Source organism: Reichenbachiella agarivorans (genome assembly GCF_025502585.1).
Lineage (GTDB): Bacteria > Bacteroidota > Bacteroidia > Cytophagales > Cyclobacteriaceae > Reichenbachiella > Reichenbachiella agarivorans.
This window is the reverse complement of record NZ_CP106679.1, coordinates 4,178,585-4,194,388: the sequence shown is the minus strand read 5'-3', so window position 1 is coordinate 4,194,388 and position 15,804 is coordinate 4,178,585. Positions and strand designations below refer to the sequence as shown.

Annotated in this window: 11 protein-coding genes; 9 read left to right on the top strand and 2 right to left on the bottom strand. The window is 39.3% G+C overall.

Annotated elements, in window-relative coordinates:
* The first annotated feature begins 177 nt into the window (after positions 1-177).
* The 6 genes from N6H18_RS17355 (at position 178) to N6H18_RS17330 (ending at position 6,170) form a co-directional block, all read left to right on the top strand.
* Positions 178-1,287 carry a sensor histidine kinase gene (locus N6H18_RS17355; RefSeq protein ID WP_262309550.1) on the top strand — a complete coding sequence of 370 codons (1,110 nt, stop codon included), beginning with the start codon at positions 178-180 and terminating at the stop codon, positions 1,285-1,287.
* A 19-nt stretch (positions 1,288-1,306) separates the two neighbouring features.
* Positions 1,307-1,753 (top strand): response regulator, encoded by a 447-nt coding sequence (locus N6H18_RS17350; protein WP_262309549.1) that lies wholly within the window; start codon positions 1,307-1,309, stop codon positions 1,751-1,753.
* Positions 1,754-1,762: 9 nt separating this feature from the next.
* Positions 1,763-4,351 carry a PAS domain-containing protein gene (locus N6H18_RS17345; protein ID WP_262309548.1) on the top strand — a complete coding sequence of 863 codons (2,589 nt, stop codon included), beginning with the start codon at positions 1,763-1,765 and terminating at the stop codon, positions 4,349-4,351.
* On the top strand, positions 4,323-4,979 hold the full coding sequence (locus N6H18_RS17340) for a response regulator transcription factor (RefSeq protein ID WP_262309547.1): 657 nt from the start codon (positions 4,323-4,325) through the stop codon (positions 4,977-4,979). The genes N6H18_RS17345 and N6H18_RS17340 overlap by 29 nt, the downstream gene beginning before the upstream one ends.
* Before the next feature lie 173 nt (positions 4,980-5,152).
* Positions 5,153-5,593: a hypothetical protein gene (locus N6H18_RS17335; protein WP_262309546.1), complete on the top strand. Its 441-nt coding sequence runs from the start codon at positions 5,153-5,155 to the stop codon at positions 5,591-5,593.
* A 10-nt stretch (positions 5,594-5,603) separates the two neighbouring features.
* Positions 5,604-6,170 carry a hypothetical protein gene (locus N6H18_RS17330; RefSeq protein WP_262309545.1) on the top strand — a complete coding sequence of 189 codons (567 nt, stop codon included), beginning with the start codon at positions 5,604-5,606 and terminating at the stop codon, positions 6,168-6,170.
* Positions 6,171-7,056: 886 nt separating this feature from the next.
* Here N6H18_RS17330 and N6H18_RS17325 read toward each other — a convergent pair.
* Complete coding sequence (locus tag N6H18_RS17325; protein WP_262309544.1) at positions 7,057-9,468, bottom strand: DUF4114 domain-containing protein; 2,412 nt, start codon at positions 9,466-9,468, stop codon at positions 7,057-7,059.
* Between the two features lie 267 nt (positions 9,469-9,735).
* On the opposite strand from N6H18_RS17325, the gene N6H18_RS17320 reads away from it, so the two are divergent.
* The 3 genes from N6H18_RS17320 to N6H18_RS17310 are packed head-to-tail and all read left to right on the top strand — an operon-like array spanning position 9,736 to position 13,558.
* The gene (locus N6H18_RS17320) at positions 9,736-10,821 is read left to right on the top strand and encodes an FIST signal transduction protein (RefSeq protein WP_262309543.1); all 1,086 of its coding nucleotides are present in this window, start codon (positions 9,736-9,738) and stop codon (positions 10,819-10,821) included.
* A gap of 8 nt (positions 10,822-10,829) precedes the next feature.
* Positions 10,830-12,830: a sensor histidine kinase gene (locus N6H18_RS17315; RefSeq protein ID WP_262309542.1), complete on the top strand. Its 2,001-nt coding sequence runs from the start codon at positions 10,830-10,832 to the stop codon at positions 12,828-12,830.
* A gap of 2 nt (positions 12,831-12,832) precedes the next feature.
* Positions 12,833-13,558, top strand: a complete 726-nt coding sequence (locus N6H18_RS17310; protein WP_262309541.1) for a LytR/AlgR family response regulator transcription factor — start codon at positions 12,833-12,835, stop codon at positions 13,556-13,558.
* On the opposite strand, the gene N6H18_RS17305 is transcribed toward N6H18_RS17310, so the two are convergent.
* Complete coding sequence (locus tag N6H18_RS17305) at positions 13,545-15,632, bottom strand: tetratricopeptide repeat protein (RefSeq protein WP_262309540.1); 2,088 nt, start codon at positions 15,630-15,632, stop codon at positions 13,545-13,547. The two genes, N6H18_RS17310 and N6H18_RS17305, sit on opposite strands and share 14 nt — an antisense overlap.
* Positions 15,633-15,804 lie beyond the last annotated feature (172 nt).

Sequence of the window (15,804 nt, the reverse complement as noted above, 5' to 3'; positions counted from 1 at the left end):
TCAATTTTTAGAAGAGAACATTATTACTCGCATGGTTGTCCAACCACGGTTAGAGTTCGAGCTCCAAAGCTTAAAAGGTCTTATTATTAGCACATTTTCATTATTTAAGAATTACCAAGAAGACTTTCATAAAAAGAGAGTGTTTGTATTCCAGGTAAATTTTAAAGGCGTAAGAAGATGGAAAACTATTTAAAGAAGGAATTGTATGAGTTGGTGAAAAGGGAGGATACCATTTTTGATTTTATTCAAGAGTCATCGTTAGACGGGGTATGGTTTTGGGACTTGGAGAGTCCTGAGCACGAGTGGATGAGCGCCAAATTTTGGACTGAATTGGGTTATGATCCTGCCGAAAAACCTCATTTAGCATCTGCTTGGCAAGATATAATTGATCAAAGTGATCTAGAACTAGCCATCGCCAATTTTCATAAACATTTAGAAGATCCGTTGCATCCTTATGATCAAGTAGTGAGGTACAGACATAAAAATGGTGGCATAGTATGGATCAGATGTAGAGGGTTAGCTATTCGTGATCAGAACGGAAAAGCCATACGTATGCTTGGAGCACACAACAATTTGACACCTATAATAGAACTAAATGAGAAGCTAAAATCTCAAAACATGGAACTTGATCAATTTTCATATTCAGTTTCACATGATTTGAGAGCACCGTTGAGAATAATTAATGGTTATGCAGGAATCTTGAAAGACGAGTATGGGAGTAAGTTAGATGAGGAGGGTAATCGTTTACTTTTCAATATCATAAAGAATGCTTCTAATATGAATCATTTGATTGAGGAGCTGTTGTCTTTTTCTAAACTAAGCAAGACTGAATTGAGAAAAGTGGAGATGGATGGAGGACAATTGGTTGAAGAATGCCTTGGTTATATGCGATCTATATGTGATATCAGTCAATTTGAAATCAATGTGAGTGAAGGAATCCCAAAACTATATGCTGATCGAAATATGATCAAGCAAGTAGTAATCAATATTTTGAGTAATGCTTTTAAATATAGTGGCACATCTAGAACCAAGAGAATCGACATAGCATGGAAAGATCTTGATAATCAGATTCAATTGAGTTTTAACGACTATGGGGTAGGGTTCGATATGAGGTATTATGAAAAAGTATTTGCGGTTTTTCAGAGACTACATGCACAAGATGAATTTGAAGGGACAGGAATAGGATTAGCATTATGCAAACGTATCGTCGAAAAGCATGGAGGAAATATCTGGGCTGAGAGTACTCTAAACAAAGGATCTATATTCTATTTTTCTCTAAAAAAGTAACCAACTAAAACAGACAGGCATGATAGAAAACATTGATGATATTGAAATAGTACTTGTGGAGGATAATCACTTTGAGGCCGAATTGACTATCCGTGCTTTAAAGAAAAGTCACTTAGCTAATAAGCTCATTTGGTTAAAAGATGGAGAAGAAGCTAGGAATTTCTTCCTTGGTGAAGATTGTGTTGTGAACGACAAGAATTATGCGAAACCAAAACTTGTATTACTGGATCTAAACATACCAAAGATCAATGGGATTGAAGTGTTAGAATTATTAAAATCTAACCCTATTACCAAAAACATTCCCATAGTAGTAATGACTTCTTCTAATCATGAAAAAGATCTGAATAGATGCTATGAATTAGGGGTTAATAGCTATATCGTAAAACCTGTGAAATACGATGCTTTCTCTGAGATATGTAAACAGATAGGCTTGTACTGGACTTTGACTAACCGAACTATTGAATAAGGATTAGTTATGGAATCAACCAATTTAAACCATAATAAATATCGCTTCTTAATATTAGAAGATGTCCCTTTTGAGGTAGATCTGATCAAACGCAGTTTATCAAAAGAAGGGATAAAAATGGAGGTATATATTACTGATAACCAAAAGGATTTTAATCAAAGTTTACGTGAGTTCAAACCTGATCTAATCATATCTGATTATAATTTACCTTCATATACCGGTATGGAAGCGCTTCAAGATGCCATTGCTTTCAAGTCTGAAATACCATTTATCATTGTGACAGGTACATTAGGCGAAGAAAAAGCAGTGGATTTGTTGAAAATGGGAGCTACTGATTTTGTGCTTAAAGATAATTTACCAAGATTGCCTATAGTAGTTAAACGAGCTTTGTCTGATTTGAGAAAGCGTGAACAAGACCTACAAACCAAAGAAGAACTTAGGAAGTTAAAAGAACACCAACGACAGTTATTTCAGTTCGCTCCTATTGGAATAAGTGAATTAAGCCTAGAAGGTCAGATATTGTCTATTAATGAATTTGGGAAGTATTTGTTTCGAATCACAGAGTGCATCATGCAAAAATCGCCTTCCTTATTTGATTTGTTGGACACTCGAGAAAAAATGGCACTTAAACAATGGTTAAAAGAGGAGCACCCTACTAACAGCAGGTCTATTATAATTCAAAACAATAAGAAGGATCGCTATATCAATTTCACATGTATCCCACATCAAAATACTTTGGGAGAGAATGTTTTTATTGGGACATTTGAAGACGTAACTGAACAAGTCAATATAAAAAGGCAACTCAAGGAAAAAAACCAGTTGTTTGAAACCCTTATGGAGACGATTACAGATATAATATATCTAAAAGATAAAATGGGTAGGTATGTAATGGTGAATAAGGCCTTTGAGAAGACATTTTCAGTCAAAGAAAAGGACATAGTAGGTAAAAGAGATAAGGATTTCATGGATCAATCTCTTGCCAAACAGATCAGTAATATAGATGATGAAATTTTTGAAAAACAAGAAAATGTTAGCTCCATTCTTTCATATGAGAGACAAAACGGAAGGGTAACTTATTATGACAGTCACAATGCACCCTTTTTTAATGAATCAAAAAACATAATAGGAATAGTGGGGGCATGTAGAGATATAACCCTTAGTGTTAATGCAGAAGAAGAGTTAAAGCAAAGCGAAGCATTATTATTAGAGGCAGAAAACATAGCTGGAATTGGTAGCTGGGAGTTTACGGTAGCAGGGGAGCTCATAACTGGATCTATTGGAATGATGAAAATTTTTGATTTGTCATTGTCTAAGCGTACTTGGCACTACAGTGTTTTTATCAATAAATGTCATCCAGATGATCAAGACGAATTTTTGTCTGCATTGCAAAATGCCATTCTCGAAGGAGAAAATATAGATATAGAACATAGGGTAGTACAGGCAGAGAGTGGAATTGTTTGGGTTCGCATCAAAGGCAAGGTAGTCATCAATGAGTCAAACGTGGTAGACAAAATAATAGGAACTGTTCAAGATATCACAGAACATAAAAATATTCATCAGCGCTTATTAATGAAGAGGGAATTACTGGATGAGGCTCAAGCAATCGCTAATATTGGTAGTTTTGATTGGAGTATTTCACAAAATGTACTGCATTGTACGGATCAGTTTAGAACCATACTAGATTTAAAACCCAGTGGCATATGGGCCAGCTTTGACAATTACATTGAAAGGATTCATCCATCCGATAGAGAGTTGACACGCAACAAGATATTTGATGCATTGTCTGATTGTAATAGCTATGATATTGAACATAGGGTTCTGCTACCCAATGGAAAAATAAAAACGCTCCGTGCCATAGGCCGATTTAAAAAGGACAAGACAGATCAACCGGAGCATTTGTTTGGGACGATCGAGGATATCACTGACAAGCAGGAAATGGATAGTGCCTTGATTGAAGGACAAGAAATGGAACGGGCGAGGATTGCCCGTGAGGTTCATGATGGTATCGGTCAGCTATTAGCTGCCACCAAGTTTAACTTGTCCGCTATGGAAGGTATGCCTGAAGAGCACAAAGCGGAGCAGCATGATAAAATTCACAAAACACTGGAGATGACCATTGATGAGGCAAGAAGAATCACACGCAATTTGTCAACGAAGATATTGGACGAGTTGGGTTTGGAGAAGGCAATCATGGAGTTATGTACGCAGGCTCATGATTTACTGGGACTAAAGATTAATTTGGAATATTGTACCAAAGATGTACAATTCAGTGAAAATGCAAGGCGCAGCATTTATAGGATGGTTCAGGAGTCTATCAATAATATGCTTAAATATTCGAAAGCTACTGCCGGATTGGTGACCATCAAAGAGGAACGAGATAGTTTGTCCATTGTCATCAAAGACAATGGGATAGGCTTTGATTTGAATGACCCTAAAACGAAACAAGGAAATGGATTGACCAACCTAAGACAAAGAGCCAAAGTACTATATGGCTACTTGGATTTATGGTCAAAACCAAACGAAGGAACTGCTATATCTATTAATATACCATATGAAAATCTAACGACAAATGAAGAAAATACAATTAGTAATTGCTGATGATCATGGACTCATTCGTGATGGGATCCACGCCATGCTCAGATATGAAGACAATATCAATATCGTGGCAGAAGCGGTCAACGGACTAGAAGCGATTATCCGTGTAGAGCATCATCTACCAGATGTTGTATTGATGGATATCATGATGCCAGAAATGACAGGAATAGAAGCGCTCAAAAAAATAAAAGAGACGGCTCCAGAAACAAAAATTATTCTAATGTCTATGGAGATATCAGAAGAGTTTATTTCAGAAGCACTGGAATATGGCGTGTCTGGGTATCTCCCTAAAGATGTAAGAAAAGACGTACTGATCAAAGCCATCAACAGAGTATATGAGGGAGAAGAATATTTTGACTCCAAAGTATCAGAAGCAATCTTTAAGAATTACTACAAAAAGAAAACCAATAACAGCTCAGTTGTGGCTGGTTCGGGTAAATTGGGCAAGCGAGAGGAAGAAGTACTCACATTAGTTTGCCAGGGCATGGGTAATATTGAAATTTCAGAGAAGCTGTTTATTAGCCCGCGCACAGTAGATTCACACAAGAGCCATATCATGGAAAAACTAGGACTAAAAAATACTGTTGAGTTAATCAAGTTTGCTATTAAGAATGGTTTTACTGAGTTGTAATCAAGGCCTGTACGTCATAAAGGCTTACTACATTGACTACAGAGCTGTTTTTACACATAAAGTCGTTTCTTACTGAAATCACCTAAAACCTAAATTACAACATTTACGGCTTATAATAGTGTCTGTTTTTGTCAACTTTTGGATTATAAATCTAACTAAAAAAGACAAAAGCCATGAAGCAGATACTGAAACTTGCCATCACTATTATTCTCTTTATTCTGGTAGCCCAATGTAGTAGAGCACAATCACTCAGGGTAAGTGCTACGATCGAAAAAGCCGTGATGGGAGTACAGACAGGTACTGAAGTAAGTTATCGTTTTAAAAATAAAATGGGTATTGGTGGTTTTTATCAGAAAAACCTACCTAACCTAAATGAGACAAGTAATTCTGAATATGAGTTTACTGGAATAGCAGTATCTGTTCCAATCACCCAATGCAATAAAATCATGTTGAGCGGTGTGCTTAGAGCTGGAGTAATTAACAGACGCTTCGTCATAGTGACGCCATCGGTGGAGACAGAAGTCAAAGTCTCAAAACACTTATCATTTGCTTTGGGTTTGGGCATACGTGCCACCGAAGCAGCCATCAACACTAAATTTTCTTGGACCCTATAACCTTAAAATTATGAACCGATCTATACTACTATCGATATGTACACTGCTGCTTTTTTGTGTCGCTTGTGAGCAGGAGTGGGTTGAACCATACGAAACTTACACCATCAAAAAAGGAGAGCATTGGTCTACCTATAGACAATCTTCACTACAGTCAGACAATTTGGATTTCACTGCCGTCTTTGACGAATCTGCGATATATCAATGTGAAATAGCCGAAAACCAATATGACATCAACAAGCTCTTTGGTTTCTCAGACTGCAACAGCATGCATCATGACAATAGTGCCAGATTTGGGTGGTGCTGGACCAATAACCAGTTGGAGGTTCACGCCTACTGCTATGTAGATGGAGCAAGAATCACACAGCTGATTGGGGCTGTCGCCCTCAATGAACCTTCCAACTATAGTCTTGAGGTGACCGAGTCTCAGTACATCTTCAAATTGGACCAATATCCATCTGTGTCCATAGATAGAGGCAGTGTCTGTAATGTGGGCGTTTATTATATGCTCTATCCTTACTTTGGGGGCAACGAATCAGCGCCCCATGATATCTCAATTCAATTGAGAGTTGATTATTAAACACATTGTCCTAAAAGATTATTTTTATGAAGGGAGGTATCCCTCACAGATCTAGAGCAAGCTATAAGAGCCCATTGCAAGAATTCGCAATGGGCTCTTCTTTTGCTCTCCAATTAGGGATTTGTAAATTCGGGCAAGGATTAATAATTGTCTTTCAATAAAATGGTGAAATCCAAGAATTAAATCCAGCAGTAGCTTAACAAGAATTGATTAAAGGAACTAATTGAGGATCACGTTACGATTTCCATTCTATCAAGGGAATGCGGGTAGAAGCAAGAGGAGAATCTAGGGTTTGTTTTGCAAGCTAAATTGTATTAATTCAAGGTGGGGAATGAATGGGTTTTACAATTTTCAGCCTTTCACATCACCATTGGGTTTGTAACCGAGGTAAATGATGGTTATTGACGAAAATCCTGTTTTTGAGCTGTATGAGGGTGTTTTTAGGGCCTCATCAAACACAGGTGTTTGCTCGATCAATCACCTGTGTTTGGAGCTTCAATCACCTGTGTTCCGACGGTCAAACACAGGTGTTCAAAGGAATGATCATTTGATCTACTTTGTTTCATCTGCTTTAGTACCTTAATTCAGCGCTTTTACCTTCAAAAATACCTGCTGATTCCTTTAGTTCTATTTATACTATTCAAAGAATGTGGTTTCTTAATAGGGGAGGGTGTATACAAAATACAATCAGACTATGGAGTACTTTTAGCGCAGGAACTCATCTTGGACGTAGGTGGACATTTTCATTCAATGCTCAGTATTTGCTCATTTACCCTGTGGTTTGACGAGTCCTGTTAGGGCTATGATCTTAATTATGGTTGGCTATAATGAATAGGGCCTCTCTGATATAATCAGAGAGGCCATCCACCAATTAACTAACCAACTGCTAGTATATTTTTAACATGCGAGACTGTCGACCCATCGAGCCATCTACCACTATCCAATACAAACCTGTTTGTAAGGTCAAATCCAGACTGCTTTTGCTCGTAAGGCTCATGTGCTGATGCTGCATCAAACGTCCACTCATATCGAAGACACTCACCTGCCCACTGGTTTGCTCCGAAAACTCTAAGTTGACCTGTCCATTTGTCGGATTGGGGTACATCATGAATTCTTTCGAATGGCTTTCGGTACCGATGGACATGACTACTTGCTCATTGCCAAAGCGAAGATTGCTGATCTCAAATTCGAAACTTTGTTCCTCGCCACGCGTGTTGATGAAGGAGAAAACAACGGACTGAATGGTGCCGATTGACATAGTGTTGGTTGCTTCTCCTCTGGTAAATTCATCCAATGGCAAGACTACTTGGTCGATTCCATCAGTACTGGCAACTGTGGTTCTCAGGCGCTGTGACCAATCTGAGAGATTATTTTCAATCAATACCACCTCTAGGGGTGTGTTGCTGTCTATGTCAAAGGACAAGGAACTAAATTGAGATATCTCTAGAGAGCCATGACCTGCCATAGTATTTCTAAAAATGTTGACCACATCTGAGCTTCTACCACTTACTTGAATGTTTCGTTCGAGTATGTACTGACTGCTGTCCCATGTGGGGTTTTCGGTGGTTGCGACGGAGAACTCATCGATGCTAGAGTAGAGAGGGTTGTAGTCCGTGCCCCATGCTCCATCTGCAAGATACAGTGCATCAAATGCAGTCTCGTTGGGTACCTGAACAGAGATACCTGCATCGAAGAGGCCTCCCATGTCTATGCTGATGCTTTCGGTATAGTTCCCACTCAAGGCAATGCTTTCTTTGTAGACAGTATAGCTGCTATTCTCTGTTGATCGGATATTTCCAGTTACTTCTATTTGCTTTACTTGCTGAGGGTTTGTGATTTCCAGCGTAAGTCTTCCTTGGCTGTAATTGCCTCTTTTGACCAATACTTTCGGGATTTGTGTTCCTTGCTCGTTTGACTGAACGGTCTTTTCTGACTCCAGCTGATTCAAAATATAGTTGAGCGTATGAAAAACCTGTGCAGGACTAGCACCCCATACTTGAAAATTGAGGTAATCACCTTCTGGGTAGTTATCGATATTCCATAGGCTATATAGTTTGTACGATTCACCATTGTTTTGAACAGAGAACCAAGAAGCATATTCGGAAGTAGTACTGTCAGTGTTGATCTTGGCAAAGATCACTTGATGTCCTTTGACTTCTACCGAACGCAAATCTTCGATGCTGCCTCCATTGAGCCTGTCACAGACGTTTTTGGAATGGTTGTATACCGAAGAACTGGTTTTAGTAAGTAGTGCGGCAGCTACTCTTTGCTCTGTCAAATAATAGTCTGTAGCAAAGACTTCTTCTGCATTGGTCAAGCCTATTAGATCTTCTGGACTTGAGACCCTCACTTCTTCTTGTCCTGTAAATCCTGTGGTAGGCAGGTAGACATGTGATCCATTGGTTCGTGCACTGCGCATATGAGCAGACATGGTCATTTGTCTGGTTCTGACATTGTTTCTGTTATTGTTTTTGACACGGTTGAGTTGGCGTTGGGCGATGGCAGAGGCCAAGTCACCATTGCTTTCTAGTCCACCATCATTGCCCGAGCTGACACTTTTGCTATCCACGATTTCTGCTATATTGTTTCTCGCAATCGCTTCGATAGGGTTGGCAGTCACATAGAATATGGCGTCATTGAAATCCTGATCGCAGCTAGCGTAATCTCTGCGTATATCCTCAAAACCAAGAATGATCAAATCTTCTTCTGGATCATTGAGTAAGACATTATGGTAGCGATCTGACTTTTTGCTTTCTGGATTAAAGTTGGGGTTGGAATATAGTACCCAAGAGCCATCAGTTACTTGATTGTCAAGGTATCCATTAGCGATGAGTACCCAACCTATGCCGGTATTAGCAGAAAAGGTTCCAATTTTTACTTTATCACCCGCTACCAATCCGCCACCAGAACCTTCTCCAGACACATTAGGGAAAATAATCGTAATATCTTCTTTGGATGGAGTGGACAAGTAGGGAGCACTGAGATCATAGCTATAGAATCCCAATACATTTCTATATCCAGCACCTTCTTTGACGAATGTCACCCATACATCAGCACTATCCAATAGTTGGATGTCATTGTCATATCCTGAGGAGATCAGGTGTGGATTGAACAAAGGTACCGGCTTGCTCTCTGGGAGGGAGGCATCAATGTCGTCGAGTAGTTGCTTGGAAACTACGTCTCTTTCATCTAAATAGTCAGGCACTCCGAGTTCATTGAACCCTCCTAAGAATTGATATTGTGCCATTAGAGGAATATACAGGATGGTGAGTAGAGTTGTATAGATTAACTTTTTCATTTTAGTATAGTTTATAGGGAGGTTGTATTTCCATTCCCTGATTGATGATACAAGGATAAATCAGCGATGATTTCTATTAGACTGAGTTTCGTTGAATGGAAGAAATGAAAGGCTGACGTGCATTTTGTACCTAAAAACATCCGTCAGACAGTTCGACGATGATATTGACAACTCAACCCTTTAAATCTACCATTCGTCGTATCCTGCATCTAGATAAATAGGAGATTGGATTAATTTCACTTGATTTCAAAAATTAAACTGTACGCCATGTTACTTACTACAACCAATTGTTCAGAAATTCTCGATCACTTCAGTACCACAGCAGTGAATCTTATTTTAGTCGGAGAAAAAACACCTATAGATATATCTCAATTGATAGATGAAGCCAATGCGAGAGATTTAAAACTTGCAGGAGGGATATTCCCAATGATCATATTTGAGAATGAGCACCTGGACAGTGGCGTGATTCTCAAGCACATTGAGTCCTGTGTTATGGAACCGGTATTGATCAAAGATTTTGATACTATACCAGTCCATAATCAGCTCCCAACAAGCAGCCCAGACATGAATTCATGTATTGTGTTGTTTGATGGATTGATGAATCATGTGTCATCCTTGTTGGACAGTTTGTACGAGGAATATTGGAATCAAATGAATTTTGTAGGAGCAGGCTGTGGCTCTGCTAGTCTAGAACAGTCACCATGCATCATTTGCAATGATGGCTTCTTTGACAATGCAGCGCTACTCCTCATTGTCAAAAGGGAGATAAACTTGGGTGTAAATCATGGATGGACAGAGGTCGAAGGTCCCTTTGTGGCCAACAAAACCGAAGGGAACAAAATCCTAGAATTAAATTGGAGACCAGCATACGATATATATAAGGAGGTAGTGGAACTCAACTCTCAGGACCAATTTGCGCAGAAAGAGTTCGTCGAAATTTCGCAAGGCTATCCTTTTGGAATCAAAAGAGAAGGGAAAGAAGACATGGTGAGAGATCCCATTATAGTGGATGAACAAGGTGCTTTGCTTTGTCTTGGTGATATTCCAAAAAACGCTAGTCTCAATATTTTGTCAGGATCTAGAGCTGATTTGATCAAGAGTGCAGGCAAGGCAGCAGAAAAGGCTATCCAAGATATTTCACCAATTGATATTTTCTTAGTAGATTGTATTACGAGGGTTTTGTATTTAGAAACTGAATTCAATGATGAGCTTCAAGCAATCAAGAATGTTGTGAAAGAAAGAAATGACACGTTAAATGTGGAGGGAGTACTCTCTCTGGGAGAAGTCTCAACATCTAAAGGAGGTTTTTTGGATTTGTATAACAAAACCATAGTTGTAGCTGCCATGTATTAACCAACTGTATGAATTTAAGCTTGGACTTACTGTCTTTGTTGTATGAGCTGAGTCTCACCAACCTCAATTATCGAGATCCTGAAGATACCGCTCGTAAATTCATACGAAAATTTTTGTCTAGAAAGTCACTGCAGTATGGTGCAGTATGGCGCATCCAAAAAGGAGATAGCAGTAAGATTACTTTTAGAAGGATCTATTCCATGCCTAAAACGGAGGATGTCCATGAGATTGCTGCAGCTAGATTTCATGAAGCCTTCATTAATCAAGAGTCCTGCTTCTGCGATCAATCGATATTTGAAGACGTAACATTGAAGGGCAAGTATGGCTATTTCAAGTTGGGTGAATTCGGTTTGCTGGAGCTATTCTGTGAGAGCATATCTGATGAGGAGTTCAATCCTGTTGCCTTTTATCCCTTTGCAGATGTGATCAAACAGTTTGCAATCAGTCTGGAAAGTGGCTATGCTCATCAAAACTTACAAGAGGAAATAGAACAACGACATTTGGCTGAAGCTAGGGTGATCGCTAGCGAAGATAAATTTCGCAGAATCATCGATAGTATCGATTTGGGACTTTTGGAAGTGGATAATCATGATGTAATCCAGCATGCAAACAAGTCTTTTCTAGAGCATTTTGGATACAAGTGGCAGGAAATAGATGGAAAAAGGGCGTCAGAAATATTTGTAGGAAGCGAAGAAACTGAATCAATCGATAAAATTGCAGAACAAAACCTACTCCGTGAGCGAGGAGATTCTAGCTCATATGAAGTAATGCTTCGTGACAAGGATGGCAATAAGAAATGGATGATCATTAGTGGCTCTCCCAATTATGACGAGAACAATGAATTGGTAGGGTCTATTGGGATTCATCTGGATATTACTGACCAGAAAAGACTTGAAGAGGACAATCAATTTAAGGACTATAGATTAGAAAGGCTGTTTCAAATGTCCTTGGATGCATTGATTACCACAGATGACCAAGGCAAGATCATAGAATGGAATCCTCAGGCCGAAGTGATTTTTGGCTACTCTTTTGATGAAATCAAAGGAAAGATGTTGACTGAGACCATTATACCAAAACAACACCGAGAAGCACATAAGAAGGGTATGGAGCATTTTCATCGAACAGGTGAAGGCCCTGTATTGAACAAGCGGATTGAGATCTCAGCACTGCACAAGAAGGGACATGAGTTTCCAATAGAATTGACAGTGTTTCCTATTCCATTTAAAGACACCCATTTTATCAGTGCATTCATACGAGATATTACAGAGGTCAAAAAAGGTCAGGCCAATTTAGAAAGGACTATCAGTAGGCAAAAGGAACTCAACAATATGAAGTCCCAATTCATCTCCATGACCTCACATGAGTTGCGGACACCGTTGACTACCATTCGTTCCAATACAGAGTTGGCTTCCTTTCAGTTGGTCAATAGTGAAGATCTCAACCGAGAGAGATTACAAAAAAATATCACCCGAATCAATGACAATGTTGAGCGCCTCAATACTTTGATCAATAACATACTGATCATAGGTCAGGTAGATTCGAATAAAGTTCCGTTCAACCCTGAAAAAGTGGTTCTCTCAACTTACATTAAGGAAAGAGTACTTCCTAACTTAGTACATGACAGAGAACCGATTCAATTTACCGTCAAAGGCCATGAAACACCTGCGTTATTGGATAAAAATCTATTCTGGCATATCATGAGTAACCTCCTGGAGAATGCGCTCAAATATAGCCCAGAAGCCAAAAGTCCTGAGTTGTCAGTAGATTTTGAAGCAGCACATGTGATCAAGATTAATATCAAGGATTACGGTATGGGGATCCCAGAAGAGGATATAGGCCAACTGTTTGATTCATTCTTTAGAGCCTCCAATGTGGGTAACATTCAGGGTACAGGTTTGGGCTTATCTATTGTTAATGAGTTTATTAAACTACACGAGGGCACAATAAATGTGACTAGCAAATTAAATACAGGCACAATATTTACTATCTTAATTCCTAAAATCACCTAAATATGGACGCATACAATATACTGATTGTCGAGGACGACAGTCAAATCGCTGAATCACTATCAGAGATCCTTGAAATACTGAACCACAAAGTCGTAGGTATCGCAGAATCCTATGATCAAGCTGTTAGTTTTTTGGAGAAAGATGACATTGAACTGGTCTTGCTGGATATACAGATTAAGGGAACCAAAAGTGGGATAGATGTAGCTGAACGGATCAGGGCAGATTTTAAGGTTCCTTTCATCTTTACGACTGCTTTTGCCGACAAGGAAACCATCAAGAAGGCTTCCACCCATAGTCCTTATGGTTACATTGTCAAGCCATATGGAATCAAAGACATCAATGCCGGGATAGAAATCGCTATCGAAAACCACAAGAACTTTAAAAGTGCTAAATCTAGCGATGAAGGAGTATTCAACAGAGAGAGTCTTTTCGTCAAGGCCAATTCACGCATCGTACGTATCAATATCGATGATATATTGTACATAGAAGCAAAAGGTGACTATGCCATATTCAAAACCCTAGAGAAGGGTTATATCGTGCATACAACTTTCAAAAATGTAGAGAATAGCTTAGACCCAGATCAGTTTGTCAAAGTACATAGGTCGTATATCGTCAATGTCAATAAGGTCGTGGATATCGAGGAAAACAACTTGTTGATCAATGAGCAGGTTATTCCAATATCCAGGGGACAAAGAGGACATCTCCTCAGCAAACTTAATCCGATATAGTAGAAGAGGCGATTCTCTTGAAGAAAATAGGCTTGTCAGATAATCTGTAAGTGAGTTGACCTCTCAATTCGAGGTGTGAAAACCCATTGTATTGTGAACTAGAGATGGAACTGTATGCGCCACTTACCTCGGTATTCAATCGGCCTATTTTCTTAGATAGCGCAAGTTTGGTACGCCAAGTTGGTTGTGTCATTCCATCTACCATTTGAAAACCACCAGCCAAGTCCCAACTCAGATCTACAGGAAGCTTGTTGTACATGAGTCCTGTAAATAGTTCCATTTGATTATACAACTTAGGGGAATAGTATTGCTCTGGCTTGTTCTCACTAAAATTCATGATAGTATAGTTGATACCAGCTTTGATGGCTGGTTTTTTTGTGAGGTTTTTGTAGAGAGAAGTGAACAAAAGGTTCTTGGTATTTCCATCAGAAAAGTAACTTCTATAGAGCTCAGAGTACCAACCTAGGTTGCTTTCTTTCCAGAAGAATGAATTCTTGATCACAAAGTTGGACACCTTCAGTTTTTGCTGAATCAATGCCTGATTAAAATCTTGTATTTCACTGAAATACCCAATCGTCATAGATTGTGACTTGGAAATCAATAGCTGTGCTGAAAGATTTAACCTGCTACGGTAGTCAGCACGCATCGTATCGCTCAGTTGCAGTTTGGATACACCGTACGCTGCCTGCAATTTGATGGTCGCATTCAATTGGTGCGTCAATGATAGACCAGTACTTTCGATATATGATTCTCCTGATTCGGCGATCTTCGAACCATAATGTTTTTGTTGATAGTTGATGGCAGTTGACCACCTTGGAGAGAGACTGATTTTTCCTTCTAGTTGATAGCCAGTAGACACACTTCCATCGCTAGAGTAGGTATATACATATCCGGCATATGCTTGTGGGCTATGTTGTGCATTGAGTCTTTCTATGAAGTTGGCAGCATCCTTTTGACCAGGATAGTAGGTCAAGGTACGAAATGCATATTGGTAAGCTATATTGTCCAAGCCTAGCGCATGCATGGCATCAGCTTTACCCAAATTGCCACCAAAGGATTTAGGCATGAGGGCCAAGTAGTCGTCATATTTTTTAGAGCCCTTTTTGAAGTCCGCTCCGTACATGGCGATTTGCGCCTGAGTAGCGATCATCTCAGGGCTAAAAGGAAATAGGTTAGACAATGAATCTAAATAGCTACCTGCTATTGAGATTTTCTCATTCCAAAGTAGAGCGGTCACATAGTGTAAGTGAGCATCCATGATTTTGGAAGTATCTTTTTGAATACTCGCCATACTCACCAAGGAGTCTGCAAGATTTAATGCAAGCTCATTGTCTTCCAATAGGTGAGCCGTAAGAGATTGTCCTTTGATAGATGCCAAAGTATCTGAAAGTTGAAGGTAGATATCGTCAGAAGATTCAAATTCACCAGCGATGAGGTAAATCGTTGCTTTGAGTTGCAATGATTCCTGATCCTTTGGATTATACTTCAGGTTTTTGTCAACCAAAGTCAAGGCACTGTCATATAGATGCTTTCTAGACGCTAGTTCATTGGCTAGTCCAAGCGTGATATATTTTCTAGAGAGTGCAGCTTGTTGATTGTTTGGATCGAGATCGATTGCTGTTTGAATTGTGGCATAAGCTGATCCATAATTTTGTGTCATGGAATAGCTGTTGGCCAATCCCAATTGAGCAGCAAACAAGGTGGAATCTTGTTTGATGATGGATAAGTAATCCACAACTGCAGATTTGCCATCTTTTTTCCAGAGGTAGGCCTCAGCCAGGTTTAGTCTCACTTCCATGTCACCTGGGTATTCCTGCAATAGCTCCTCGAAGATTTGAATTGCAGCATCGGTGTTACCTGATAGTCCAGTAGCACGACCAAAACAAAGTTTGGCAGTCTTATTATCAGGGTAGTCGGTCAGCGTCTTGCCGAAGAATTTTTCTGCCGATTGAAATTGTCCTGATTCAAGCATGGCAAATCCTGCCTTCATGTCCTGGCCATAGCTGCTTAAGATGTGCGAACATAAAATAATAAGCAGTGTTACTTTTAGTGTGTATGTGTTCCTGATTTTCATCGTGTGTTGTTATTTAATTGGTGATCCAAAAGTAGCCCCCTAAATAGGATGAAGTGGATGACAAACGACGAAGCGCAAGTATTGGGGGTCGAATGGTAAATACTTGAAATGCATCTATTTATCGAGAGATATGGTCGTTGACTATGCGAATAACACCAGCCAACGTTTCGTG